The organism is Afipia massiliensis (assembly GCF_001006325.2).
GTDB lineage: Bacteria > Pseudomonadota > Alphaproteobacteria > Rhizobiales > Xanthobacteraceae > Afipia > Afipia massiliensis_A.
The window spans coordinates 1794030-1817965 of the sequence record NZ_LBIA02000001.1 but is presented as its reverse complement, the minus strand read 5'-3'; the positions used below and the strand labels follow the sequence as shown (position 1 = coordinate 1817965).

General features: G+C 61.5%; 22 protein-coding genes. 11 read left to right on the top strand and 11 right to left on the bottom strand.

Annotation, left to right across the window (positions count from 1 at the left end; all coding sequences use genetic code 11):
* Positions 1-136 precede the first annotated feature (136 nt).
* From YH63_RS08595 to YH63_RS08575, 5 genes are all read left to right on the top strand, one after another.
* The gene (locus tag YH63_RS08595) at positions 137-1543 is read left to right on the top strand and encodes a cytochrome ubiquinol oxidase subunit I (protein ID WP_046827965.1); all 1407 of its coding nucleotides are present in this window, start codon (positions 137-139) and stop codon (positions 1541-1543) included.
* A 5-nt stretch (positions 1544-1548) separates the two neighbouring features.
* Positions 1549-2562 (top strand): cytochrome d ubiquinol oxidase subunit II, encoded by a 1014-nt coding sequence (gene cydB, locus YH63_RS08590; RefSeq protein WP_046827966.1) that lies wholly within the window; start codon positions 1549-1551, stop codon positions 2560-2562.
* A 1-nt stretch (position 2563) separates the two neighbouring features.
* A complete protein-coding gene (locus YH63_RS08585) occupies positions 2564-2701 on the top strand; it encodes a DUF2474 domain-containing protein (RefSeq protein WP_137325159.1) in 138 nt (45 codons plus the stop codon).
* 140 nt (positions 2702-2841) lie between these two features.
* Entirely contained in the window at positions 2842-3435 is a 594-nt protein-coding gene (locus YH63_RS08580) for a L,D-transpeptidase (RefSeq protein ID WP_046827967.1), read from the top strand.
* A gap of 57 nt (positions 3436-3492) precedes the next feature.
* Positions 3493-4542: an amino acid ABC transporter substrate-binding protein gene (locus YH63_RS08575; RefSeq protein WP_046827968.1), complete on the top strand. Its 1050-nt coding sequence runs from the start codon at positions 3493-3495 to the stop codon at positions 4540-4542.
* 80 nt (positions 4543-4622) lie between these two features.
* On the opposite strand, the gene YH63_RS08570 is transcribed toward YH63_RS08575, so the two are convergent.
* The gene (locus tag YH63_RS08570) at positions 4623-5762 is read right to left on the bottom strand and encodes an acyl-CoA dehydrogenase family protein (protein WP_046827969.1); all 1140 of its coding nucleotides are present in this window, start codon (positions 5760-5762) and stop codon (positions 4623-4625) included.
* A gap of 52 nt (positions 5763-5814) precedes the next feature.
* A complete protein-coding gene (locus YH63_RS08565; protein WP_046827970.1) occupies positions 5815-6999 on the bottom strand; it encodes an acyl-CoA dehydrogenase family protein in 1185 nt (394 codons plus the stop codon).
* Positions 7000-7197: 198 nt separating this feature from the next.
* Here YH63_RS08565 and YH63_RS08560 point away from each other — a divergent pair, with 198 nt between their 5' ends.
* Both YH63_RS08560 and YH63_RS08555 read left to right on the top strand, forming a co-directional pair.
* Positions 7198-7746: a carboxymuconolactone decarboxylase family protein gene (locus tag YH63_RS08560; protein ID WP_046827971.1), complete on the top strand. Its 549-nt coding sequence runs from the start codon at positions 7198-7200 to the stop codon at positions 7744-7746.
* 57 nt (positions 7747-7803) lie between these two features.
* The gene (locus tag YH63_RS08555; RefSeq protein WP_046827972.1) at positions 7804-8325 is read left to right on the top strand and encodes a VOC family protein; all 522 of its coding nucleotides are present in this window, start codon (positions 7804-7806) and stop codon (positions 8323-8325) included.
* On the opposite strand, the gene YH63_RS08550 is transcribed toward YH63_RS08555, so the two are convergent.
* From YH63_RS08550 to YH63_RS08535, 4 genes are all read right to left on the bottom strand, one after another.
* Positions 8326-9588 carry an MFS transporter gene (locus YH63_RS08550; protein WP_046829655.1) on the bottom strand — a complete coding sequence of 421 codons (1263 nt, stop codon included), beginning with the start codon at positions 9586-9588 and terminating at the stop codon, positions 8326-8328.
* Between the two features lie 147 nt (positions 9589-9735).
* A complete protein-coding gene (locus YH63_RS08545) occupies positions 9736-10092 on the bottom strand; it encodes a nuclear transport factor 2 family protein (RefSeq protein ID WP_137325158.1) in 357 nt (118 codons plus the stop codon).
* Positions 10093-10273: 181 nt separating this feature from the next.
* Complete coding sequence (locus YH63_RS08540; protein ID WP_046827974.1) at positions 10274-10702, bottom strand: cupin domain-containing protein; 429 nt, start codon at positions 10700-10702, stop codon at positions 10274-10276.
* A gap of 329 nt (positions 10703-11031) precedes the next feature.
* A complete protein-coding gene (locus tag YH63_RS08535; protein ID WP_046827975.1) occupies positions 11032-11685 on the bottom strand; it encodes a glutathione S-transferase family protein in 654 nt (217 codons plus the stop codon).
* Positions 11686-11872: 187 nt separating this feature from the next.
* Here YH63_RS08535 and YH63_RS08530 point away from each other — a divergent pair, with 187 nt between their 5' ends.
* Positions 11873-13096 carry a polyhydroxyalkanoate depolymerase gene (locus YH63_RS08530; protein ID WP_046827976.1) on the top strand — a complete coding sequence of 408 codons (1224 nt, stop codon included), beginning with the start codon at positions 11873-11875 and terminating at the stop codon, positions 13094-13096.
* 219 nt (positions 13097-13315) lie between these two features.
* On the opposite strand, the gene YH63_RS08525 is transcribed toward YH63_RS08530, so the two are convergent.
* Positions 13316-14485 carry a mandelate racemase/muconate lactonizing enzyme family protein gene (locus YH63_RS08525; protein ID WP_046827977.1) on the bottom strand — a complete coding sequence of 390 codons (1170 nt, stop codon included), beginning with the start codon at positions 14483-14485 and terminating at the stop codon, positions 13316-13318.
* A gap of 179 nt (positions 14486-14664) precedes the next feature.
* Here YH63_RS08525 and YH63_RS08520 point away from each other — a divergent pair, with 179 nt between their 5' ends.
* On the top strand, positions 14665-16101 hold the full coding sequence (locus tag YH63_RS08520) for a caspase family protein (protein ID WP_433995113.1): 1437 nt from the start codon (positions 14665-14667) through the stop codon (positions 16099-16101).
* A gap of 58 nt (positions 16102-16159) precedes the next feature.
* On the opposite strand, the gene YH63_RS08515 is transcribed toward YH63_RS08520, so the two are convergent.
* From YH63_RS08515 to YH63_RS08505, 3 genes are all read right to left on the bottom strand, one after another.
* A complete protein-coding gene (locus tag YH63_RS08515) occupies positions 16160-16561 on the bottom strand; it encodes a DUF1496 domain-containing protein (protein ID WP_046827979.1) in 402 nt (133 codons plus the stop codon).
* Between the two features lie 145 nt (positions 16562-16706).
* Positions 16707-17906 (bottom strand): ABC transporter substrate-binding protein, encoded by a 1200-nt coding sequence (locus YH63_RS08510; RefSeq protein WP_046827980.1) that lies wholly within the window; start codon positions 17904-17906, stop codon positions 16707-16709.
* 154 nt (positions 17907-18060) lie between these two features.
* A complete protein-coding gene (locus YH63_RS08505) occupies positions 18061-18330 on the bottom strand; it encodes a DUF7662 domain-containing protein (RefSeq protein WP_046827981.1) in 270 nt (89 codons plus the stop codon).
* Between the two features lie 78 nt (positions 18331-18408).
* Here YH63_RS08505 and YH63_RS08500 point away from each other — a divergent pair, with 78 nt between their 5' ends.
* On the top strand, positions 18409-19284 hold the full coding sequence (locus YH63_RS08500) for an SDR family oxidoreductase (protein WP_046827982.1): 876 nt from the start codon (positions 18409-18411) through the stop codon (positions 19282-19284).
* Between the two features lie 5 nt (positions 19285-19289).
* On the opposite strand, the gene YH63_RS08495 is transcribed toward YH63_RS08500, so the two are convergent.
* Positions 19290-21620, bottom strand: coding sequence for a xanthine dehydrogenase family protein molybdopterin-binding subunit (locus YH63_RS08495; protein WP_046827983.1), 2331 nt, complete (start codon positions 21618-21620; stop codon positions 19290-19292).
* Positions 21621-21823: 203 nt separating this feature from the next.
* On the opposite strand from YH63_RS08495, the gene YH63_RS08490 reads away from it, so the two are divergent.
* On the top strand, positions 21824-23929 hold the full coding sequence (locus tag YH63_RS08490) for a molybdopterin-containing oxidoreductase family protein (RefSeq protein WP_046827984.1): 2106 nt from the start codon (positions 21824-21826) through the stop codon (positions 23927-23929).
* The last annotated feature ends 7 nt before the right edge of the window (positions 23930-23936 follow it).

The following is a 23936-nucleotide window of genomic DNA, read 5'->3' as shown; positions in this document are numbered from 1 at the left end:
GCTGCACTTTGGATCACGGCCATTTGCCGCAGGCGCGATTGCGCGTGAGCCATGCAGCATTGTACCCCGCAGCGATTATCATCGTCGCGGTTTGCATGCTATAACGCGGCCGGATTGAACATACCGGAGGTCCGCGATGTTCGAAGGTTTTGACGCCATCACCTTGGCGCGCATGCAATTCGCATTCACGGTGTCCTTCCACATCGTGTTCCCGGCCTTCTCCATCGGTCTTGCAAGCTACCTGGCTGTTCTCGAAGCACTGTGGCTATGGACCGGCCGCGAGGTCTTCATCAACCTTTTCAATTATTGGCTGAAAATTTTCGCAGTTGCCTTCGGCATGGGTGTCGTGTCCGGCATCGTGATGTCGTACCAGTTCGGCACCAACTGGTCGGTGTTCTCGGACAAGACCGGACCTATTATCGGTCCGCTGATGGCCTATGAAGTGCTGACGGCCTTTTTCCTCGAGGCGGGATTCCTGGGCGTGATGCTGTTCGGGCTGACGCGCGTCGGCCACAAACTGCATTTCTTCGCGACATTGATGGTCGCTGTCGGCACACTGGCATCCGCATTCTGGATTCTTGCGGCGAATTCGTGGATGCAGACGCCTGCGGGCTTCGCGATGAACTCTCAAGGACAGTTCGTCGCCGCCGACTGGTGGAAGGTGATCTTCAATCCGTCCTTCCCCTACCGCCTCGTGCATATGGTGCTGGCGGCGTATCTCACCACCGCCTTCGTGGTCGGCGCGGTCGGCGCCTATCACCTCCTCAAGGATTCCAGACTGGAAGGCGCGCGGGTGATGTTCTCGATGGCGATGTGGATGGCGGCCATCGTTGCCCCAATCCAGATTTTCGCCGGCGACCTGCATGGCCTCAACACGCTCGAGCACCAACCGGCGAAAGTGATGGCGATGGAAGGCCATTATAAAAGCCACCCAAATGGCGCGCCGCTGATTCTGTTCGGGCTTCCTGATCAGGCGGCCGGTGAGGTGAGGTATTCAATCGAAATTCCGAAGGCGTCGTCGCTGATCCTGAAACATTCGCTCGATGCACCGCTGAAGGGCCTCGACACCGTACCGCGCGAAAACTGGCCGAATGTCCCGATTGTGTTCTGGTCGTTCCGGATCATGGTTGGTATCGGCTTCCTGATGCTCGGCATCGGCCTGCTCAGCCTGTGGGCGCGCTGGCGCGGCAAACTTCACGACTGGAAATTCCTGCATCGCTATGCGCTGGTCATGGGGCCTGCCGGCTTCGTCGCCGTGCTCGCGGGGTGGGTGACGACCGAAGTCGGACGGCAGCCGTTCACGGTCTACGGATTGCTGCGCACGGCGGACTCTGTGTCCCCGCTCGCCGCTCCGGCCGTCGCCTCGTCGCTGATCGCCTTCATCATCGTCTATTTCATCGTGTTCGGCATGGGCGTGATCTACATCCTGCGATTGATGCACGAACCGCCGCATCACGGCGAACAAGGGCCAAGCAAGGATGTCCCGCACCGCGCCGCTGGCATCACGCCAGCACAAGCCATTCCCGTTAGCGGACAAGGGTGAGCGCCATGGCCGGACTCCCTATCGACATCGCGGTCCTCTGGGCCTTCATCATCGCCTTCGCCGTGTTCATGTACATCGTGATGGACGGTTTCGACCTCGGGCTCGGCATGTTGTTTCCGATGTTTCCGAAAAAGGAAGACCGCGACGTGATGATGAATTCCATCGCGCCGGTCTGGGACGGCAACGAAACCTGGCTGGTGCTCGGCGGCGGTGGGTTGATGGCCGCTTTCCCGTTGGCATTTGCTGTCGTGATGCCGGCGATCTACACGCCGATCATCGCCATGCTGATCGGACTGATCTTTCGCGGCGTCGCCTTTGAATTCCGCTGGCGCACCCAAAGCGAGCGCAACCGCTGGGACGTTGCCTTTGCCGGCGGTTCACTGCTCGCAGCGCTGGCGCAAGGCGTCGCGCTCGGTGCGATCTTGCAGGGCATTCACGTCGAAGGGCGGCACTATGCCGGCGGCTGGTGGGACTGGCTGACGCCGTTCAGCATCCTGACGGGTTGCGCCGTCGTCGCCGGATACGGCCTGCTCGGCGCGACCTGGCTGGTCATGAAAACCACCGGCGAACTGCGTGAGCATGCCTATCGGCTGAGCTGGTGGCTTTTGGTCGCCACGCTGATCGCCATCGTTGCCGTCAGCCTCGCAACGCCATTCCTACAGGCAGATTACTGGCGGCGCTGGTTCGAGTGGCCGAACATTCTCTTCACTGCGCCGATTCCGATTGCCGTGGCTGCGATCACGCTGCTGCTGCTGAAGAGTCTTGCCAACAAGCAGGATTATCGCCCCTTCGTTCTCTCGCTGGTGTTGTTCGCGATCACGTATGCCGGCCTCGGCGTCAGCATGTTTCCCTATATCGTGCCGCAGAGCATCACCATCTGGCAGGCGGCCGCGCCTGCCAACAGCCTGAGCTTCATGCTCGTCGGCGTCGCGATTCTGGTGCCAATCATTCTGGCCTACACCGCATGGGCCTATTGGGTATTCCGCGGCAAGGTCGATCCCTCGAGCGGCTACCACTAGGATGGATGTGACGCCGCCGCCCGAACGCCCCCAGCCGCTGTCGCGCAAGCTGCTGTGGTTCGTCGCCTTGTGGCTGCTCGGGACCGGCACCGTTGCCGTTTTCGCCTATATCCTGCGGCTCTGGATCGCTCCGCACTGACCTCCAAAGATCGGCGATTTCAGATATATTTTAAGGATTTACGACGCATGGTGACCCGCCTTGGGGCGCGTATCACTTGCCAGCAGAGCATGGCTAAGGTTTGATGCGCGTGGGGCACGACGAAACGCGGGATTCTCGACATGAACATCATCCGTTCTCTCGCTTTGGCGGCAGTCGCGGCCGGCCTGTTGTTCGCAGCACCTCATGCGTTCGCGCAGGGGCGCGAGATGAACATCGGTGACCAGCCGGGATACATTCCGGAGGACGAGGAAATTGCGCCGGAGTTCAAGCGCACCGCGGTTTTCTTCCGGACCTCCGAACCGCCGGGCACCATCGTTATCAGCACCTCCGAGCGTTTTCTCTATCTCGTGCAGGGCAACGGCCGCGCAATCCGCTACGGCATCGGAGTCGGGCGCGAAGGCTTCCAGTGGCAGGGGTTGCAGAAGATCACCCGCAAGCAGGAATGGCCGGACTGGACACCTCCGCCGGAAATGATCGCGCGCCAGCCCTACCTGCCCCGCTTCATGGCGGGCGGCCCCGGCAATCCGATGGGCGCGCGAGCGCTGTATCTCGGCGCCACGGTCTATCGCATTCACGGCACCAACCAGCCGCAGACCATCGGCAGCGCCGTGTCGTCAGGTTGCTTCCGTCTGGTCAACGCCGACGTGACCGATCTCTACGATCGCATCCCCGTCGGCACCAAGGTCATCATCCGCCAGCGGCCCGAAATCTAGTTCTCCAGGCAACGCCTTTCGTTTTCCGCACGCATACTTCAGAAGCGAGATTCATTCATGGCCATTTTTTCGCGCACCTTCGGCACCGGTCTCCTGATCGGCGCGGCTATCGCCGTCGCGATTGCGGCAGCGGCAATCACCTACGAGCGGTACGATACGCGGACCCTGAAACGCACCGTGAAACGCGATGCTGTCTTGTGCGGCGTCAATACCGGCCTGCCGGGCTTTTCGATTCCTGACGACAAGGGCAACTGGTCCGGTTTCGACGTCGATATCTGCCGCGCCGTAGCCGCTGCGATCTTCAACGACCCGAACAAGGTAAAATTCATTCCGCTCGATGCCAGCGAGCGCTTCAAGGAACTGCGCAACCGCAAGGTCGATATCCTGTCGCGCAACTCCACCTGGAGCATGTCGCGCGAAACCGAATACGGCCTGAACTTCGCAGCCGTCGCCTATTACGATGGCGAAGGCTTCATGGTGCGCCAGTCGCGCAAGATCGATTCCGCCCTCGAACTGGACGGCAGCAAAGTCTGCGTTCAGGCCGGCACCACGACGCAGTTGAATCTTGCGGACTATTTCCGCGCCAACAACATCAAGTATCAGGAACTGAACCTCCCGAAACTTGACGACGTCATCAAGGCCTATGATTCAGGTCAGTGCGATGTGCTGACCACCGACGTATCGCAACTTTATGCGCTGCGGCTGCGGCTGACCAAGCCCGGTGAACACGTCATCCTGCCGGATGTGATTTCGAAGGAACCGCTGGCGCCAGTGGTGCGGCAGCGCGACGACGAGTGGCTGCTGATCGTAAAATGGACGATCTACGCCATGCTCAACGCGGAAGAGCTCGGCGTGACCTCGAAGAATATCGACGACGCGCTGAAGTCGAAGAAGCCGGACGTCATGCGGCTGGTCGGCACCGAGGGGGCTTATGGCGAGGAAATCGACCTGAGCAAGGACTGGGCGGCGCGCATTATCCGCCATGTCGGCAACTACGGCGAGGTCTATGAGCGCAACGTCGGCATCGGCTCCAAGCTCGCGATTCCACGCGGCCTCAATCAGCTCTGGAACGCCGGCGGCATCCAGTACGCGCCGCCGATCCGGTAAAAACGCTGCATCCAACGACAATGGCCGGGCGTGCCCCGGCCATTACATTTTCTCAGCGAAGAACGAACTCCGGCTATCGCTCAATAGCCCTTCAGCCGCGCCAGCTGCTCGGCGTGATATGCGGCATCGCCGAACAGTTCCTGACACACCCGCGCGCGCTTCATGAAGAAGCCGATGTCGAACGCGTCGGTCATACCGACGCCGCCGTGCATCTGAACAGCTTCTTGCACCGCCAGTGTGGCTGTCGATCCGGCTTTTGCCTTGGCGACGGCAACCGCAGCACCCGCCTTGTCGAAATCCGAGTCGAGCGCCTGCAGCGCCTTCATCACCGCAGCCTTGGTGATCTCGATCTCGGTGTAGAGGTGCGCGGCGCGATGCTGCAGCGCCTGGAATTCGCCGATCAGCTTTCCGAACTGCTTGCGCTCTTTCAGATAGGTCACCGTGCGCGTGAAGGACTCTTCGCTGACGCCGACCATTTCGGACGCCACCGCCGCGCGACCGACATTGAGAATGCCTTCGAGCAGGACCGCGCCCTGATCGACCTCTCCAAGCACGCCGTCCGCCGTGACATCCACATCGTTGAACGCGATCCGCGCAGCGTTATGCGCATCGACCATCGCAGTCCGTTCGATCTCGATGCCCTTGGCCTTGGGATCGACCAGGAACAGGGTCAAACCATCGCGCTCACGGGGCTGGCCTGCGGTGCGGGCCGCAACAATCAGCAAATCAGCTGCGTGACCATCGACGACGAACGCCTTCGCGCCCTTGAGCTTGAAGCCGTTGCCGGCGCGCACGGCCTGCATCGCGGTCTTCAGGGGGCGATGCTTAGCACCCTCGTCCACGGCAAGCGACGCGATCAGATCGCCCTTGGCAAGCCTGGTCAGGTATTCCGATTTCTGCGCGGCGTTGCCACCGCGCGTCAGCGCAGTCGCCGCCACCACACCGGTCGACAGGAACGGCGACGGCATCAGCGTGCGGCCGATTTCCTCCATCACCACGCCGGCTTCGACCGCGCCGAGTCCGCTGCCGCCGAAATCTTCCGGCACCAGTAAGCCAGCAAAGCCCATCTCCGCGAAGGTTTTCCAGAGATCGCGTGAAAAGCCGTTGGTGTCATTGGTATCGCGCAGCTTGCGCAAATGCGCCACCGGCGCCTTGTCGCTGATGAGACCGCGCGCACTGTCGCGCAGCATTGACTGTTCTTCGTTGAGGACGAGAGCCATTTGAGTATCCGGTACGAGTTATCGGTTAAGGAAAGCGGCGCGACTTAACGTCTTACGCGCCGGGCAGATCGAGAATGCGCTTGGCAACGATACCGAGCATCACCTCGCTGGTGCCGCCCTCGATCGAGTTCGCCTTGGTGCGCAACCACGACCGCGCCGCCAGTCCCTCGCGGGAGCGCTCGCTTTCCCATTCCAGCGCATCGACGCCGCCGGCCGACATCAGGAGTTCATGCCGACGCTTGTTGAGTTCGGTACCGTAGTATTTCAGCGCCGAAGAATAAGCCGGATGGCCCTGCCCTGCTTTCGCAAGATCGACCGCGCGCTCGGAAGCGCAGGCCATCGCAGCCTCGTCGACATCGAAGGTTGCGATCTGTCCGCGCAACATCGGATCGTCCAGTTGCCCGTGCTCGTCGACGCCGACGGAGTTCGCCGCGACCTGGCCGAGCGGCCGGCTGCCGCTGCGGTCCCCGAGACCGCTGATCATCGAGCGTTCGTGCTGCAGAAGATACTTCGCGACGTCCCAGCCGCGGTTGACGGTACCGACCACATGGGATCGCGGCACGCGAACGTTGTCGAAGAAGGTTTCGCAGAACGGCGACTTGCCTGAGATCAGGAGAATCGGCTTGGTCGAAACGCCCTTCGAGGCCATGTCGAACAGAATGAAGCTGATGCCATCATGCTTCTTGGCGCTGAAGTCGGTCCGCACCAGACAGAAAATCCAGTCGGCGAAGTTCGCCATCGATGTCCAGATCTTCTGGCCGTTGATGATGTAGTCGTCACCGTCGATATCCGCGCGCGTTTGCAGCGACGCAAGATCGGAGCCGGCATTCGGTTCCGAATAGCCCTGACACCAGCGGATCAATCCGGCAGCGATCTTCGGCAGATGCTCGCGCTTCTGCGCCTCGGTGCCGTACTTCAGCAGCGCCGGTCCGAGCATCCAGATGCCGAAACTTGACAGCGGAAGCCGCGCCGAAATCGCCGCCATCTCCTGACGCAGGATTTTTGTTTCCTCGGCATCGAGGCCGCCGCCGCCGTATTCCTTCGGCCACTCGGGAACGGTCCAGCCCTTGTCACGCATTCGCTCAAACCAGAGCCGCTGCGGTTCGGACGCGAATGTCGTGTTGCGACCGCCCCAGAACACATCGTTCTCGTTCGCCACCGGCTTGCGCATTTCGGGCGGGCAGTTGGCCGCCAGCCAGGCGCGCGTCTCACTGCGGAATTTTTCCATATCGGCCATTCGACATTCCCTCGGCTGACAAGCCGCGGCACGAGATGCGCGGCCATTGTTGATTTTCTGGGCCGGACTGTACTGTCCGCTAGGGGGATTTCAATATCTCGCTAACGCGAAAGTCTGGCCGGGTGCGATATGGTAGCCATGCAAGACATTCCGGCCGCATCCCGGCGCAGCCACTGCGTTTAAAACAAAGGAACCGCCATGCGCCTGAGAACCCTTTCGCCTAGCGAAATGACTGCCGATCAGAAGAGCATTTACGAGGAGTCCGTTTCCAGCAAGCGCGGCACAGTGACGCCGCCGCTGCGCGCCTGGATCCATGCGCCGGAGGTGGCGCGGCACGCCGGCCGGCTCGGCGCATTCCTCCGTTACGACACCACACTCGGGCCGCTTCTGTCAGAACTCGCAATTCTGGTGACCGCACGGCACTGGAGCGCGCAGTTCGAATGGTATGCGCACAAGAAGCTGGCGCTGGCGGCAGGGCTCGATTCCGGAATCATCGACGCCATCAACCATCGCCACGTTCCGGATTTCGACGATCCAGAAGCGCAGCTGGTTTATGAGTTCAGCGAGTCGCTGCACGAAAACTGCAAAGTTCCGAAGCTGCTGTACGACAAAGCCATTGAGATGCTCGGGGAAACGGGAGTGGTCGAACTGGTTGGGCTGCTTGGCTATTACGCATTGGTGTCGATGACACTCAACACCTTCGAAATTGAAGCGCCTGAGGGTGAAATCTGTGACCTTGTGCCGTGATGCGCGCGCTCATACATCGCCAAGAGCGACGCATCGTATCAATCGGAGAGCCTTGGCATGCCCGAAGAAACCAGCACAACGGCCGCGGCGCCCTTCAGGCCCGTGATCGCAGGCACACGCATCGGCCATGTCCACCTCAAAGTGGCGGATCTCGACCGCGCGCTCGGCTTTTATCAAGGCGTGCTCGGATTTGAGTTGATGCAGCGCTACGGCGATCAGGCCGCCTTTATTTCAGCAGGCGGCTATCATCATCACATTGGTCTGAATACCTGGCACAGCAAAGGCGGCAAGCCGCCGCCAGACGGCACCACCGGACTGTATCATACTGCGATCCTGTATCCGACACGTGCGGCGCTCGCAGATGCGCTGCACCGGGTGCTGTCCGCCGGCATCGCGCTCGACGGCGCAGCCGATCACGGCGTCAGCGAAGCGCTTTATCTGCGTGATCCCGACGAAAACGGCGTCGAGCTCTATCGCGACCGCCCCGAAGCCGAGTGGCCGCGAGATCCCGATGGAACACTGGCAATGTTCAACCGTCGGCTCGATGTCGAAGCACTCCTGAAAGAGCGCGAGTCCTGATCAAACAGCCTGCGGTGCTTTTCCCCGCACCAGCACGATGGCGGCAGCGATCATCTGAAGCGCCGCGCAAGCATAGAACGGCACGACATAGCTGCCGAAAACATCCCGCAGCAAACCGATTATCCCTGGCCCGAACGCATAGGTGAACTGGCAGATCGCCGTTACCAGGCTGACCAGCACGCCGAACGCCGCCGCGCTGAACTCCCGCTGCACGATCAGCGTCGGCAGCGTGATCATGTTGCCAACGGAAAATCCGAACACTGCGCTGGCGGTGAATAATGTCACTTCGTTTCGGGTATTGACCATGACGATCAGCGCTACGGCCTGACTGATCGCCGACACCGCCGCTGCCTTGCGTTGATCCATCCGGTCGACGACGAACCCGAACAGCACGCGCCCTACCACCGCCATCACCGTCATCAGCGCCACCGCGATGCTCGCGCGCTCGCGGCCCATGATCGGATCGAGAAACGAAATCTGGTGCACGATGAAACCGACCTGCGCGATCAGGAGCATCGCGAACGGCACAGTGATGGTCCAGAACGAGAGACTGCCGAACGCCGCGCGCCGCATTTGCGCGATTGATTGCACGGCAGGCGCGGGTGCCGTGGCGAACGCATCGGCCGGCGGCAGCGTACGCTTGGGCGGCCGACCGACCCAGATCAAAATGGCCGGTATTGCCACGATAACGATGACCAGCGCCGCGCCGATCGAGGTTGCGGGAAAGCCGAACTTGCCGATGGCACCGACCAGCAGCGGCACGCCGAGTATGCCGCCGCAACTCGCGCCGTTCAGCGCGAGGCTGATGGCCATGCCGCGCTTCTTGTCGAACCATAGTCCCAGCGTGTTGTTGATCGCGGCGAGACTTGTCCCTGCCCAGCCGAACGCGATCAGCGCATAGGCAACGTACAGTTGCCACGGCGACGTCACCTGCCCGACCAGTGCGGTGCCTGCGGCAATAGCGATGATCCCCATGATCAGAAGACGACGCGGCCCCAGCGTGCGGATCGCTTCACTTACGAACACGACCAGAACCGCGCTGAACAGATAGTAGCAGGTGGTCGCCGTCGAAATCAGCGACGCCGGCCAGCCATGAACTCGTTGCAACTCGGCGAGATAAACACCTTGCCCATAGAAGCCGGCTGCCCAGGCGAACGTCGCCACCAGAAAGCAGACCCCGACGATCGGCCAGCCTTCATATCGGATCGATGTCTCATCGATGATTTTCTCATCCGCAGTCGGGCCCGCGTGAGGTGCGTTCATATTCCGGCGTTTCCCTGAGGGAGCTTGGTGCTCTTCTTCTCTGCCGATTCCGGCGGCAGTTTCGCCATCTGTCAGGATGCCGATCGCGGCGTCAAGCGAGACATCGTCATCGCCCGCATGACGGCCAATCATGTCAGGAGAGGGCGCTTACGCTTTCGCCGCGTTGTAGAAGAACCGCTCTCGGAAGATCCTGTCGCCGTGCCATTCCTGCATGGCTATTTCATCGACGTGGCGGGTCTTGCCGGCGAGATCGGTCATGTCGAAATTCCAGTGAATCATGACGTAATCGCCCTCCACCACCGAGACCAGCGCCTTGGAGCGAACCTCTTTCATCTGCGCGAGAATGCCGCGCTCGAACGCCACCAGCCCGTCGCGACCGATCCGCGGCGGCGAGGTATTCTCCTGCATGCTGGCATCTTCAGTGTAATAGCGCTCGATGGCGCCGGCGTGGTCGCCGCTTTCAACTACAGCAATGAACTCGTCAACGCGCGCGCGTGTCGGCATCTGTGTTTCCCCTTAGATTTGGCCGGAAGGAAAACACAAAAACGTGGCATAGCAAAGCGGCCGCTCGTCATTGCGAGCGAAGCAAAGCAATCCAGAGAACGAGAAAAGACTGGATTGCTTCGTCGCTGTACCCCTCACAATGACAGCTTTATCGGCAGTGCGTGCCGCTTTGTTGGAGCCATCACGTCCAGGGCGTCACCGGCGGCACCTTGTCAGTCGGCGCAGGCATATCCACTGTCTTGAAATCCGCGGGACTGACGATCTCCAGATATTCCATGTCCGGCGAGTAATCGAACAGGTAGTGCACGATGCCGGGACGCTGATGCACCACATCACCGGCCTTCACCAGCGTCGGCTTGTCTTCGTACATGAACTTCGCCCAGCCCTTGGTCATGATGACGATCTGAAAATCGCAATCGTGCCGATGCCAGCCCGTGCCTTCCGACGGCGGCATGTTGGCCTTCACCAGATGGCAGATAACCTGGCCGCCGGTCGCTTCCGCAATGCCGAGATCGCGATAGAGAAAAAAGTCGCGCAGGCCACCACCCGCGAACTGGGTGTCTTCAGGCTTCACATGGGAGAATTTCATCACCGGGTCGTGCTTGTTCATTGCAGCCTCCACACTATCCGTTCGGCAAACCGGGAGTTCCGCGTGGCCGCGATGAGCGACCGCGCTGTCGGCTCGTTTGCATCTGCCGCAAGTCATGCGAATTCCGCGCCAGCGAACGCATCGCAAGCGAACAGCCGGTGGCGAAGTTTTACGCAGCGAAGGATGTGGCTGTTTCTGCGGGGGATTCGAAACGACGGGAATGGGCGGGCATCGCCTGTGCATCTCGTGCAAGGCGCGCGAGATCTGCTACTCCCGATCCAGCGTCGTTTCAGGCGCGCGCGCTCGCCAACGACTGGCCCAGCGATCAGGCAGCTGCACGCGGCCGTTGCCTAATATTCCACCTCGAGCTCTTCGATTTCCGCCGGCTCTTCTCGCGCGGCCTCGACCCACTCCTGCATTTCGGGAAGGCTCATCACCCGTTTTGCATAGCTCGCCAGCGCCGGTCCGATCTGGACGTCGTAGGTCAGGAATCGCGTCACCACCGGTGCATACATCGCGTCTGCCATGCTGCGGTGTCCGAACAGGAACGGGCCGCCGGATTTCTCCAGGCAATCGCTCCAGATCGCGCAGACCCTGTCGATATCCGCCTGTGCACGGGACCAGATCTTGAAGCCGGGAAAGTGTCCCTTGATATTGACCGGTAGCGATGAGCGCAGCGTCGTGAAGCCGGAATGAATCTCGCCGCAGATCGAGCGGCAATGCGCCCGTGGAATGCGCTCGGACGGCAATAACCCCGCGTCAGGTATGAGATCGTTGAGATACTCGCCGATCGCCAGCGTGTCCCACACGACTGCGCCCTCATGGCGCAGGCACGGCACCAGGATCGACGATGACAGCAGCAGGATCTCCGCCCGCGCCGATGGATCGTCAGCCGCAGTGACGATCTCATCGAATTCGAGCCCCGAAAACTTGGTCAGCAGCCAGCCGCGCAGCGACCATGACGAGTAGTTCTTGCTGCTGATGGTCAAAGTGGCCTTGGCCATGGTCGCTCTCCTAAACGCCTGCACATCAAAGAGGCGGAACGACTTTCCCGCCCGGTCACGCCCGCGCCTGCCTGTTGTTTAAGCGCTTGCTCCTTTTACACACAGCAAACGACATGCCAGTCCGAATGGCCGATTGACGCAGCTTTGGCGTCAAGTTTGCATGGCACAAAGCAAGGGAATGTGCCGGATGTCGCCAATGATGTACCAGACCTATCAAAACACCATGGACATGACGGCCCCGTGGCGTAACGGGGCCTCAACGGCGCTGTCCTATCTAAAAATGCTTCCTAGTGGCTTTTCGGACAAGGTGTTCGGCCGCCTCGGCGCGACGCTTGAGCTGATGTCGCGCAGTTCGCTGACCTACAAGCGGCCGGCATACGACATCAAGCCCGTCGCGGTCGGCAACCGGGAATGGCCGGTGATCGAGGAAGTGCCGTTCGCGACACCGTTCGGCTCGTTGCTGCATTTCAGGAAGGATGGCGCACCGGAGCAGCCCAAGGTCCTGCTTGTTGCCCCCATGTCAGGTCATTTCGCGACACTGCTGCGCGGCACGGTGCAAACGTTGTTACAGGATCACGATGTCTACATCACCGATTGGCACAACCCGCGCGACATTCCACTTAGCCAGGGCAAGTTCGGTCTCGAGGAATACACCGAGCATCTCATCACGTTCATGGATCAACTCGGTCCGAAGTCGCACATGATTGCGGTATGTCAGCCGTCAGTATCAGCGCTCGCAGCTTGTGCCATTATGTCGGAAGATAATCATCGCGCGCGTCCAGCGAGCCTGACCTTGATGGCAGGACCGATCGACACCCGGATTGCGCCGACCAAAGTCAACGAATTCGCAACCTCAAAGCCGCTGAAGTGGTTCGAGGACAATCTGATCAACTACGTGCCGATGCAGTGCAAGGGTGCATTCCGCAAGGTCTATCCCGGCTTCATTCAGGTCACCGCATTCGTGTCGATGAATCTCGAACGGCACGTCAAGTCGCATAAGGATCTGCTTGAGCATCTGGCGAAAGGCGATGTGGAGAAGGCCGATACCATCAAGACCTTCTACGATGAGTATTTCGCGGTGATGGACCTGCCGGCGGATTTCTACATCGACACCATTCGCGACGTGTTTCAGGAACACCTGCTGCCGCAGGGCAAGCTGACCTACAAGGGGCGCGCGGTGAATCCGGCCTCCATCAAGAAGATGGGCCTGATGACGGTCGAAGGCGAAAAAGACGACATCTGTTCAATCGGGCAGACGCTGGCGGCGCAGGATCTCTGCACCGGTGTGCGCGCCTACCGCAAGGTCCATCACATGCAGGCCGGCGTCGGCCACTACGGAGTCTTCAGCGGTCGGAAGTGGAACAACGAAATCTATCCGCTGCTGCGGGATTTCATCCACGTCAATTCGTGACGACGCAGGCACAAGCCGGAAAAAAGGCCGTCTGCAAGCAGGCGGCCAGTTTGAGGAAGAATGGCCGACCGCGGAATTGCGGGCAGACCATTCTCAGACGACTCAGGTTCGCAACAATCGAACAGCTTACGATCAGCCCGAATCTAGGCCGAACGAGGACTTTGGCAAACGAGTAGTTTTGGAGATTGAAATCGAATTTATCGATATGACCGCTGGGCATCAGTCCGCCAGTGCCGTCATCTCCTTGTAGAGATCGGATTTGCCCTCGAAGCCAATGCCGGGCAGGTCCGGCATGGTGATGTGACCGTTCTCGACGCGCACGCCGTCCGGAAAGCCGCCATAGGGCTGAAACAGATCCGGATAGCTTTCATTGCCGCCAAGACCGAGGCCCGCTGCGATGTTCAGCGACATCTGATGTCCGCCGTGCGGGATACAGCGTGACGGCGACCAGCCGTGCGTCTTCAAGACATCAAGGGTGCGCAGGTACTCACACAGCCCGTACGACAACGCGCAGTCGAACTGAAGCCAGTCACGATCCGGCCTCATGCCGCCGTAGCGGATCAGATTGCGCGCATCCTGATGGCTGAACAGATTTTCGCCGGTGGCCATCGGGCCGGGATAGAACTCCGCGAGCGCCGCCTGCAATTGGAAGTCGAGCGGGTCGCCGACTTCCTCGTACCAGAACAACGGATACTCACGCAGCATCTTAGCGTAGGCGATTCCGGTTTCCAGATCGAACCGTCCGTTGGCGTCCACCGCAAGCTGCGCCTGGTTGCCGATCTCCTTCAGCGCCGCCTCGATGCGCTCCTGGTCTTCTGCAATGGACGCGCCACCGATCTTCATCTTCACGACATTGTATCCGCGATCGAGATAGCCGCGCATCTCGCCGCGCAGCGCCGACAGATCCTTGCCTGGATAGTAATAACCACCCGCCGCATACACGAACACGCGCGGATTGGCTTCGCGCTTGTGGCGCTCGGCCAGCAGACGAAACAGCGGCTTGCCCGCGATCTTCGCCACCGCGTCCCAGATCGCCATATCGATGGTACCGACTGCGACCGAGCGCTCGCCGTGGCCGCCGGGCTTTTCGTTCGACATCATCGCGGCCCAGGCCTTATCCGGATCAATGTTGTCGCCGGTGGAATCCAGCAGCGTCTTCGGGTCGGCTTCCAGCAGTCGCGGCGCGAAGCGCTCGCGGATCAGACCGCCCTGTCCGTAACGTCCGTTGGAATTGAATCCGTAGCCGACCACGCGTTTGCCGTCGCGCACTGCATCGGTGACCACGGCGACCAGGCTCGTGGTCATCTTGGTAAAATCGATATAGGCGTTGCGGATCGGGGACGAAATCGGCTTGGTGATCTCGCGGACATCGACGATGCGGACGGACATGACGCCGGTTCCTTGCTGTTGTCGGTTCGGGGGCAGGCCTGCGGCACGATGTGTCGTGCGGGGCCGAACGGTTCAAGCAAATCAAGGCTGTTTTTGCAACCTTCCGGGCTTTTCCGCCCCTCGTCGCGCATGGTAAAAAGCGCCCGAAACCGGACCATGGAGATACTGTTTTGCGCGCCGTGCTGCGTTCCCTGCTGATCTTGTTTGCGCTGCTGACCGCAACGCAATTCGCGGTCACTACCGCCCGTGCCGACAAGCGCGTCGCGCTGGTGCTCGGCATTTCCGCCTATCAGCATGTCGCCAAGCTGCCGAACCCGTCGAACGACGCGGATGCAATGGCTGCGCTGTTCCGGAAATCCGGCTTCGATGTGGTTGAAACCAAGCGCGACGTCGGCATCGCCGATCTGCGCCGCGCGGTCGGCGATTTCTCCGACAAAGCGCAGGACGCCGATGTCGCCGTGGTATTTTTCGCCGGTCATGGCATCGAGGTCGATGGCACCAATTATCTGGTTCCAGCGGATGCAAAACTCGCACGCGATTTCGATATCGAGGACGAGGCGCTCTCGCTTGACCGGTTGCTGAAGGCGATCGAACCCGCCAAGCGTCTGCGGCTGGTCATGCTGGATGCCTGCCGCGACAATCCATTTTCGAAGACCATGAAGCGCACGGTGGCCTCGCGTTCGGTCGGGCGCGGCCTTGCCAAGATCGAGCCGACGGTCTCGGACACGCTGATCGCATTCGCCGCGAAAGCGGGCTCGGTGGCGCTTGATGGCGACACCAGCAACAGCCCCTTCACCACCGCATTGCTTGAGCACATCGCAACACCGGGAGTTGATTTGCGCATCGCGTTCGGGCGGGTGCGTGACTCGGTGCTGTCCACTACCGCCCGCAAGCAGGAACCCTATGTCTACGGTTCGCTCGGCGGCAACACGGTTGCGATCGTCGACACGCCGGCAGTGGCGAAGACCGATCCAAAGACGGACACCAAGCCGGCCGCCGCACAGGTCGCATCGGCCGATCCGGGCGCGTCCGTGGCGGCACGGGCTCCGGCGGCTTCGCCTGCACCGTCGCCATCATCCAACGAGATCGCGGAGGCATGGCGCGCGGTTTCCACAACGACAAGCCCCACGGTACTCGACGCTTTCGTGCGCCGCTTCGGCGACAGCATCTATGGCGACCTCGCCCGCGCGCGTTTGCAGGATCTGAAAACGCAGGACACGAAGGTCGCCACCGCGAAGCCTGACGAGCGCTCGTTGCATCCCGCACAGAAAGCGACTGCGCCTGCATCTTCGTCCGCCACCGCTGCGGTGACCCCGGCGACCGGCGCCGCAACGACCTCGGCAGCGAACGGCTATCTCGGATGCTTCAAGGATGAGAGCAAGCGCGACCTCGACGGCCACACCTTCTACGACGGCAAGATGACCCCGCAACTGTGCGTCAGCACGTGTCGCGACAAGGGCTTCAGTCATGCCGGCACGCAGTATGGCGGGCACTGCTTTTGCGGCAACAAGTTCGGCAAGTTTGGTCCAGCTGACAACTGCAACGCCAAGTGCACCGGCAACCGCAACGAGACATGCGGCGGCACCTGGGCCAATGCGATTTACAAAACCAACTGATGAGCTGAGCTAACGCGACACTCTTGCTGGTCGCCGCTGCCGTGAACAACCGACGGCGCTATTCGCAGAACCGTTTGCCGTTGGTGTAAAAACAAAACGGCGAGCTGTCCGTCGCGGACGTGATTTCCTTAGCGATGTTCTTCCGATTCCAGATCGCGGCCCGCTGATACTTGGTGAGGCGCGGCGCAGGTGCCGTACAGCGGCTGCTGAGCTTTTCGTCTGTGACCGCAACCCAGATGGCCTTGGCACCATCCAAAGTGCATGTCTGCATCATGGCTTTTTGCACGCAGACGGTCGCGCCTTCGCTGTAATTTCTGCTGTTGTAAACGCACATGAGCGCGGCGGACTTTGCCTCGCTCGAAGTCTTTTGCTCAACCGGAGGCTTCTGCTCCGCTGGCGTTTGCGCAACGGCGGGCAGACCGGTCAGCAAAAGCAGGCACGGCACGAGGATGCGGATCATGGCTTGATCCTAGCGTGACGCGGCCAGTTCAAGAAGATGGCGGCGCCGAAAATGCTTAAGAAAAACGGCGTCAAACACTATCAGTTGAGAGGTTGCCGCGATATCCGGCCCGGCAAAACGCCGGACCGGATGCCGAGGCTCAGTGTTACTTGGTCAGCGGGCAGCCGCTTTCCTTAGCGGTCGGGAACGCCTTGTCGCCCGGCACCACCGCAAGCTGCTTGTAATAGTCCCAAGGCTTCTTCGACTCGGACGGCTTCTTGACCTCGAACAGATAAAGGTCGTGAACCATGCGGCCGTTTTCGAGAACCTTGCCGCCCTGCGCGAAGTCGTCATCGACCGGAAGTTCCTTCAGCTTCTTCGCTACTGCTTCGGTATCCTTGGTGCCGGCGGCCTTGACGGCCTTCAAATACTGCAAGGTCGCCGAATAAGTGCCAGCCTGGATCATGTTCGGCATGCGGCCGGTGCGCTTGAAGAAACGTTCGCCGAGATTGCGCGACCGGTCGTTGACATCCCAGTAATAGCCTTCAGTCAGCACGAGGCCCTGCGCGGCTTCGAGACCGAGCCCATGAACCTCAGCCGCCGTCAGAAGAAGGCCGGCAAGTTTCTGGCCGCCCTTGACGATGCCGAATTCCGCCGCCTGCTTGATCGAGTTGGTGGTGTCGAGGCCTGCATTGGCAAGACCGATAATCTTCGCCTTCGAGCTTTGCGCCTGCAGCAGGAACGAGGAGAAGTCCGCGGTGTTCAGCGGAATGCGAACCGCGCCCAGCACCTTGCCGCCCTGCTGCGTGACGAAGTCGCCGGTATCCTTTTCGAGCGCGTGGCCGAACGCGTAATCGGCCGTCATGAAGAACCACGAATCGCCACCGGCCTTCACCAAAGCCCCGCCAGTGCCGTATGCAAGCGCACGGGTGTCATAGGCCCAGTGGAAACCGTAGGGCTGACACGCATCGCCGCTCAGGCGCGACGTCGCAGCGCCAACCACAATGTCGATCTTCTTCATCTGCTTGGAGAGATCATGGACCGCGAGCGCCACCGACGACGTGGTCAACTCGGTGATCATGTCGACGTTTTCGACTTCATACCAACGGCGCGCGATGCTGACGCCGAGGTCCGGCTTGTTCTGGTGATCGGCGGAGATCACTTCAATTTTCTGACCGAGGACCGAGCCGCCGAAATCTTCGACAGCCATTTTGGCTGCTTCAAAGGACCACTTGCCGCCGTAATCGGCATAGACGCCGGACTGATCGTTGAGAATGCCAATCTTGACGCCCTGCTGCGCGGAGACCGGTAGTGCCGTCGTCAGGCTGAACGCCGCGACCGCCGCGGCCAGAAACTTCGATGTCATATTGCGCTCCCAGTTATTCTTGTTTGAGACGCCTTTATAGCGGGATCGCGCTTGGGCGGGGCATTGAACTTTCGCATTGAACCAGCGCGGTTATTGCAAGTGAATATTGCGACGCACAAGAATCATCGGCGCTGCGGCGGCAGCAATCACAATACTAGCGCGGCCGGTATCGTCCCGCAGAAAGCCTTCGGAACCGCACACCCTTTCCGTCAGCGAGGCGCGTGGCCTCGTAACCACCGTCGCGGATGGCATCGCGCTGCGGCCGTGCGTTCTCGGGGTTGCGCTCCTTCTCCCACCACGACGCTCGTTGTGACGCACGCGGCAGCGCAAAGCCAAGAATGTCCTCGATCTCCTCAAGGCTCAGGACAAATTCAACCTTGGTCTGATGTGAGAGATGCTCACGAAGCGGATCGTAATCGCTCAATCCGGCGCTCCATTGTGTTGTAAACCTGCGTGCGAGCCGATAGGTACGTCGCATCGTCTCTCTTGAACAGAGCTTTCCGTGAATCTGTTTATCTTCGGCCTCGGATTTAGCGGCAGAACCATTGCCGAGCGCCGCACCGCCCGTGGCGACCGCGTCACTGGAACCGTGCGCACGCAAGGCAAGGTGCAAGCCTTAGCCGCTGCAGACCTGTCAGCACGCGTGTTCGGCCCAGACGGGCGCGACAGCGCCATCGACGCCGACCTCGCGAACAGCGATGCGTTGCTGATCTCTGTGCCGCCTGGCCCCGGCGGGGATCCGGTGCTTGCGGCTTACGCCCGGCAGATTGCGGCCGCACCGAAGCTGCGATGGATCGGCTATCTCTCGACCATTGGCGTCTACGGTGATCACCAGGGTGCGTGGGTCGATGAGCAAACCCCTGCCACTCCGACCAATATTCGCTCACGCGAACGCGCCGATGCCGAACAGGCGTGGCTTGCCTTCGGCGCCGCGAACAACATTGCCGTTCATGTTTTCCGGCTCGCCGGAATCTACGGTTCGGGTCAGAGCCCGCTCGCGCAACTGGCGCGCGGAACGGCGCGGCGCATCATCAAGCCGGGTCAGGTGTTCAACCGCATCCATGTCGAAGACATCGCACGCGTGGTGGACGCTTCGCTCGAACGGCCGCGCGCAGGCGCGATCTATAACGTCACCGACAACGAGCCCGCGCCGCCGCAGGACGTAGTAACTTTCGCCGCGTCGCTCTGCGGCGTCGAACCGCCGCCTGAAATCGGCCTTGATGACGCGGGCCTTACCGAGATGGGCCGCTCGTTTTACGCCGAGAGCAAACGCGTGCGGAACGACCTGCTCCGCAACGAACTCGGCGTGACGCTGGCCTATCCCACCTACCGCGAGGGCCTCAAGGCCCTGCGCGAAGCTGATGAAGGGCCGCGCTAACGCCCTTACGCCGCGGTGTCGACCTTGGCGGCACGGATCGCATCCCAGATTTTCACCGGCGTCAGTGGCGTCTGCAGGGACTTGATTCCAAGCTCGCTCAACGCATCCATCACGCCGTTGACCACGCAAGGCGGACCGCCGATCGCGCCGGATTCGCCGCAACCCTTTGCACCCAGCGGATTGGTCACGCACGGCGCCGAATCGTCGAGAGTGACTTCCATATGCGGCATGTCGCTGGCGCGCGGAATGCAGTAGTCCTGATAACTCGCGGTGAGCAACTGCCCAGAGGAATCGTAGACCACGCCCTCGTAAAGCGCCTGCCCGATTCCCTGCGCCACACCGCCGTGCACCTGACCGGTAACAAGCATCGGATTGATGGCGACACCGACATCGTCCACCGTGGTGTAACGGACCACGCGGGTCACGCCGGTGTCCGGATCGATCTCGACTTCGCAGATATGCGTGCCGTTCGGCCAGGTCGGTCCGTCCACATCACCCTGACTGTCGACGGTGAGGCGCGCATCCTTCTCGCCCTTCGCCAGATCGAACAGGCTGACGCGACGGTCGGTCCCGACCACCGTCAGAAAGCCATCGCCATATTCGATGTCGCCGACCGAGGCTTCGAGCACATGCGAGGCCTTCTCGCGCGCCTTCTGAATCAGATCGCCGGCTGATACGACCGCCGCCGTGCCGCCCACGAACAGCGACCGCGAACCGACGCTGCCGCCACCTGTCGCCAGATCCGTGTCGCCTTGAATCACGTCGATACGGTCAACCGGGATGCCGAGCGCAGCAGCGACCATCTGCGAGTAGCTGGTCTGAAGTCCTTGCCCCATCGCCTGCGTGCCTGACTGCAGCACCACGCGGCCTTCGGCTGTGGCATGCAGCGTGACCTTCTCGGTATGGACGCGGCCGCCGGTCCATTCGATGTAGCTGGTGAGGCCGCGTCCGTAGAGCAGCCCCTTTTTCTTCGCGGCTTTTTTGCGCGCGGCAAAGCCATCCCAGTCCGCAAGCTTCGAGGCGCGCTCGAGCATGTGCGCGAAAGCACCGCTGTCGTAAACCTGACCCACAGCGTTGGTGTAGGGAATCTGCGCGGGCTTGATGTAATTGACCTTGCGGATCTGGCGCGGGTCCATCCCGATCTGGCGTGCAGCCGCATCCATTAGCCGTTCGACGATAAAGACGGCTTCCGGCCGCCCGGCGCCGCGATACGGCCCGGTCGGTGCGGTGTTGGTCAACACCGCCTTGATGTCGAAGTGAATCAGCGGAAGATCGTAAACGCCGGTCGCCACGAACGGTCCCAGCACCAGCGGAATGATGACGCCTGCACCGGTGAGATACGCACCGGTGCCGCCCAACGAACGCACGCGGAACGCCAGCACGCGGCCTTTCTCGTCGAGTGCGAATTCGCCAGTCGATGTGAGATCGCGGCCATGCGAACCGCCGACGAAATCGTCGATGCGGTCGCCGCGCCAGCGCACTGTGCGCTTCAGTTTGGCGGCTGCGTAGGCAACGATACCGTCTTCGGGGTAGAGATTGACCTTGTGACCGAAGCCTCCGCCGATATCGCCAACCAGCACGTGAACGCTGTCTTTCGGACGCTTCAGCACAACATCTGCGAGAATGTCACGCGTCGCTGTCGGGGTCTGGCTCTGGACATGCAGTGTGAGGCGGCCGGTTTTCCTGTCGACCTCAGCCATGGTGCTGCGCGGCTCCATTGCGGACGGCACCAGCCGCTGGCTGGTGATATCGAGCGAGACAACATGCTTCGCACTGGCGAAGGCAGCCTCCGTCGCCGCCGCATCGCCGTAGCTCATGGCGGCGGCGATATTGTCCGGCGCGTCGGGCCAAACGGCCGGTGCGCCGGGCGCCAGGGCTTCTGCCGGACTGACGGCAGCAGGCAGAACCTCATAGTCGACAGCGATCGCCTCGGCTGCCGTCTGGGCATCGGCCCGCGACGCGGCGAGCACGGCGGCGACCGGCTCGCCGGCGAAGCGGACAACATCATGCGCCAGCAACCGGCGCGGCGGCGCGGCCATCGGTGAGCCGTCCGGCCGCTTGAAGATCGGCAAGGTCGGAATAGTGCCGATATCGTCCGCAACCAGATCAGCTCCGGTATAGACGGCGGCGACTCCCGCCATGGCCAGCGCGGCGCTGGTATCGACCGCCGTGATTTTTGCGTGGGCGTGCGGCGAGCGCAGCACGTAAAGCCACAATGCGCCGTCCTGCGGCTTGTCGTCGATGAACTGTCCCTGCCCTGTAAGAAGCCGCTGATCCTCAAGACGCTTGACGGATTGTCCCGCGCCGAAGCGCAGATTGCCGGGCAGAATGTTCATGGAGATTCCTTCGAAGTGGTGACCTGACACCGGAATCCGCGCAATTGCGCCGCTTCCAGATGCCGGTTTCGCATAGCACAATCATACGCTCGGAGTTGAGTCCGCGAATTGGTTTGCCGCCATGCGCTGGAATCGGGTCTTCCAAGCCCCCGCGACCCCGTCCCGACCTTGCATGTCCGGCAGCGCCGATTAAGGTCGCAGCGATGAACGAGATGTTCCGCGCCAAGTCTGTACCGCTCCGGGTCGCCGCAACAGCGTGCCCGCATGATTGCCCATCGACCTGCGCCCTGGAAGTCGACGTGCTCGACGAGCGCACCATCGGGCGCGTGCGCGGCGCTCGGGACAACGGCTATACCGCCGGCGTGATCTGCGCCAAGGTCGCCCGCTACGCCGAACGCATCCATCACCCCGACCGCCTGACCCAGCCGCTGATTCGCACCGGCCCCAAGGGCTCCGGAACATTCGCGCCGATTTCGTGGGACGATGCGCTCGATCTGGTCGCGGAGAAATTCCGCGAGGCCGAGGCCCGCTATGGCAGCGAGGCGGTGTGGCCCTATCAGTACGCGGGGACCATGGGTCTGGTGATGCGCGACGGCATCCACCGCCTGCGCCATGCCAAGAAGTATTCCGGATTCCATTCGACCATCTGCGTCAATCCGGCGTGGACCGGGTTCATTGCGGGCACCGGCCTGCTCGCGGGCCCCGACCCGCGCGAAATGGCGAAGTCCGATTGCGTGGTGATCTGGGGAACCAATGCGGTCAGCACCCAGGTCAACGTCATGACCCACGCAACGCGCGCGCGGAAGGAACGTGGCGCGAAAATCGTCGCGATCGACGTCTACATGAACGGCACCATGGAGCAGGCGGACCTCGCCGTGCTGGTGCGCCCGGGCACCGACGGCGCGCTCGCCTGTGCCGTGATGCATTGCCTGTTCCGCGACGGCAAGGCCGACCGGGATTTCCTGACGCAGTTCACCGATGCGCCGCACGAACTGGAGCAGCATCTGCGCAGCCGAGGTCCGGAATGGGCCTCGAAGATCACCGGCTGTCCGGTCGAGACCATCGAGGAATTCGCCGCCCTGGTGGGCAACACGCCGCGCACATATTTCCGCCTCGGCTATGGCTTCTCGCGTTCGCGCAACGGCGCCGCGAACATGCATGCGGCAAGTTGTATCGCGGCGGTGACGGGCGCATGGCGCCATGAAGGCGGCGGCGCATTCCACAACAACGGCGCGATCTATCATTGGGACCGCACCCTGATCGAAGGACTTGACGCGGTAGACTCGTCGGTCCGCTCGCTCGATCAATCGCGCATCGGCGCCATCCTGTGCGGCGATGCCGATGCGCTGATGGGTGGCCCGCCGGTAACGGCGATGCTGATCCAGAACACAAATCCGGTTTCGGTCGCCCCGGACCAGACTCGCGTCAAGCAAGGGTTCGCGCGCGAGGATCTGTTCGTGTGCGTCCATGAGCAGTTCATGACCGAGACGGCGAAGGCCGCCGATCTCGTGCTGCCGGCCACGATGTTCATGGAGCATGACGACGTTTATCAAGGCGGCGGGCATCAATACATCATTGCGGGCCCCAAGCTGATCGAGCCGCCGGGCGAATGCCGTTCCAACCATGACGTGATTGTCGGCCTTGCCAGGCGCCTCGGCGCCGAACATCGCGGCTTCGACATGACGCCGCGCGAGATCATCGACTGGACGCTGCAAAAATCCGGCTGGGGCACGCTGGAAAATCTTGAGCGCGAGCGCTGGATCGACTGCCAGCCGGATTTCGAAACCGCGCATTACACAAAGGGTTTCGCGTGGCCCGACGGGAAATTCCGCTTCAAACCCGATTGGCTAACAGTGCCGTTTCGCAGCCCGTGGCACTCCGGACCGGTCGAGGGACTGCCGGAATTGCCCGACCACTGGACCGTGATCGAGGAAGCCGACGACCAGCATCATTTCCGTCTGGCGACATCGCCCGCGCGCAACTTCCTCAACACCACCTTCAACGAAACGCCGACCTCGCTCGGCCGCGAGCAGCGGCCGATGGTGATGATCCATCCTGACGATGCAGCCGCGCTGTCGATTATAGACGGCGGCAAGGTGGTCCTCGGCAATCAGCGCGGCGAAGTGCGCATTCACGCCAAGGTCTTCGAAGGCGTTCGGCGTGGCGTGCTGATCGCGGAGTCGATCTGGCCGAATGACGCGTATGAAGACGGCCGCGGTATCAACACGCTGACGGGCGCAGACCCGATCGCGCCCTATGGCGGCGCGGCGTTCCACGACAACCGAGTCTGGATCAAACCTGCCGCTTAAATAAACC

Bases quoted from the DNA above. Each gene is read 5' to 3' on its own strand.
- YH63_RS08515 (WP_046827979.1), bottom strand. From the start codon at position 16,561: ATGATCCGCATCCTCGTGCCGTGCCTGCTTTTGCTGACCGGTCTGCCC.
- YH63_RS08510 (WP_046827980.1), bottom strand. From the start codon at position 17,906: ATGACATCGAAGTTTCTGGCCGCGGCGGTCGCGGCGTTCAGCCTGACG.
- YH63_RS08495 (WP_046827983.1), bottom strand. From the start codon at position 21,620: ATGAACATTCTGCCCGGCAATCTGCGCTTCGGCGCGGGACAATCCGTC.
- YH63_RS08595 (WP_046827965.1), top strand. From the start codon at position 137: ATGTTCGAAGGTTTTGACGCCATCACCTTGGCGCGCATGCAATTCGCA.
- YH63_RS08575 (WP_046827968.1), top strand. From the start codon at position 3,493: ATGGCCATTTTTTCGCGCACCTTCGGCACCGGTCTCCTGATCGGCGCG.
- YH63_RS08585 (WP_137325159.1), top strand. From the start codon at position 2,564: ATGGATGTGACGCCGCCGCCCGAACGCCCCCAGCCGCTGTCGCGCAAG.
- YH63_RS08565 (WP_046827970.1), bottom strand. From the start codon at position 6,999: ATGGCCGATATGGAAAAATTCCGCAGTGAGACGCGCGCCTGGCTGGCG.
- YH63_RS08525 (WP_046827977.1), bottom strand. From the start codon at position 14,485: ATGTCCGTCCGCATCGTCGATGTCCGCGAGATCACCAAGCCGATTTCG.
- YH63_RS08555 (WP_046827972.1), top strand. From the start codon at position 7,804: ATGCCCGAAGAAACCAGCACAACGGCCGCGGCGCCCTTCAGGCCCGTG.
- YH63_RS08550 (WP_046829655.1), bottom strand. From the start codon at position 9,588: ATGAACGCACCTCACGCGGGCCCGACTGCGGATGAGAAAATCATCGAT.
- YH63_RS08540 (WP_046827974.1), bottom strand. From the start codon at position 10,702: ATGAACAAGCACGACCCGGTGATGAAATTCTCCCATGTGAAGCCTGAA.
- YH63_RS08530 (WP_046827976.1), top strand. From the start codon at position 11,873: ATGTCGCCAATGATGTACCAGACCTATCAAAACACCATGGACATGACG.
- YH63_RS08490 (WP_046827984.1), top strand. From the start codon at position 21,824: ATGAACGAGATGTTCCGCGCCAAGTCTGTACCGCTCCGGGTCGCCGCA.
- YH63_RS08545 (WP_137325158.1), bottom strand. From the start codon at position 10,092: ATGCCGACACGCGCGCGCGTTGACGAGTTCATTGCTGTAGTTGAAAGC.
- YH63_RS08570 (WP_046827969.1), bottom strand. From the start codon at position 5,762: ATGGCTCTCGTCCTCAACGAAGAACAGTCAATGCTGCGCGACAGTGCG.
- YH63_RS08560 (WP_046827971.1), top strand. From the start codon at position 7,198: ATGCGCCTGAGAACCCTTTCGCCTAGCGAAATGACTGCCGATCAGAAG.
- YH63_RS08580 (WP_046827967.1), top strand. From the start codon at position 2,842: ATGAACATCATCCGTTCTCTCGCTTTGGCGGCAGTCGCGGCCGGCCTG.
- YH63_RS08535 (WP_046827975.1), bottom strand. From the start codon at position 11,685: ATGGCCAAGGCCACTTTGACCATCAGCAGCAAGAACTACTCGTCATGG.
- cydB (WP_046827966.1), top strand. From the start codon at position 1,549: ATGGCCGGACTCCCTATCGACATCGCGGTCCTCTGGGCCTTCATCATC.